This is a genomic window from Streptomyces sp. NPDC048171 (assembly GCF_043202655.1).
Taxonomy (GTDB): Bacteria; Actinomycetota; Actinomycetes; order Streptomycetales; family Streptomycetaceae; genus Streptomyces.
Genome location: NZ_JBIDAU010000046.1, coordinates 1 through 1,128 on the forward strand (window position 1 = coordinate 1; position 1,128 = coordinate 1,128).

Genomic DNA, 1,128 nt, shown 5'->3' on the forward strand with positions numbered 1-1,128 from the left:
GTACGCGTCCTCGTCCGGCTCCGCCTGCGGGGTGCCGCCCCCCTCGCCCAGCTCACGGGTGCGGTGCGGCCCCACCGGAATGGGGAAACTGCCCGTGTCCTCCGGAGAGGGCTCCTGGACGGGCGGCGGCTCCTCGAACTGCTGCCGGTACTCGTCCGCCTGCTGCTGCTCCGCGTACCACTGCGCGTACTGCTCGTCCGGGTCGTAGGCGGGGTCGTAGCCACCGCGGTACTCGACGGACTGCGGATCCCGGGCGTGCAGCCACTGGTTCTGGTCCGGCTCGGGCTCCGGCTCCTCCCACGCCGGCTCCGGCTCCCGGCCGTCCGTCAGCTCGGGACGCCGCTCCGCGGCCGGCTCGGCCTTGCGCAGCGAAGGCGGCGAGGACGGGGCCCCGGTGCCCTCGGCGGCCTCCTCCGGGCGCGGCGCCGGCGGCAGCAGGGCCGGTTCGATGCCCGCCGCCGCCAGACCCGCCGGGGCGGTCTGCGCGAGCGGGACGCCGTAGCGGGCCAGGCGCAGCGGCATCAGGGACTCGACGGGCGCCTTGCGGCGCCAGGAGCGGCCGAACCGGGAACGCAGCCGGGCCTGGTAGACCAGCCGCTCCTGCTCCAGCTTGATCACCTGCTCGTAGGAGCGCAGCTCCCACAGCTTCATCCGCCGCCACAGCAGGAACGTCGGCACCGGCGAGAGCATCCACCGGGTGAGGCGGACGCCCTCCATGTGCTTGTCGGCGGTGATGTCGGCGATCCGGCCGATCGCGTGCCGGGCGGCCTCGACGGACACCACGAACAGGATCGGGATCACGCCGTGCATGCCGACACCCAGCGGGTCCGGCCAGGCCGCCGCGCCGTTGAACGCGATCGTCGCCGCCGTCAGCAGCCACGCCGTCTGGCGCAGCAGCGGGAAGGGGATGCGGATCCAGGTCAGCAGCAGATCCAGGGCGAGCAGCACGCAGATGCCCGCGTCGATGCCGATCGGGAAGACGTAGCTGAAGTTCCCGAAGCCCTTCTTCAGCGCAAGTTCCCGCACCGCCGCGTAGGAACCAGCGAAGCCGATCCCGGCGATGATGACGGCACCGAAGACGACCATGCCGATGAGAACGCGATGCGTCCGGGTCAGCTGTAGTGGCGC

At 72.7% G+C, this 1,128-nt stretch carries 1 protein-coding gene; it reads right to left on the reverse strand.

What is annotated here, in order from left to right:
* On the reverse strand, nt 1-1,128 hold a 1,128-nt coding region (locus ACGF3J_RS38735), incomplete at both ends, for a DUF2637 domain-containing protein (protein ID WP_393856134.1).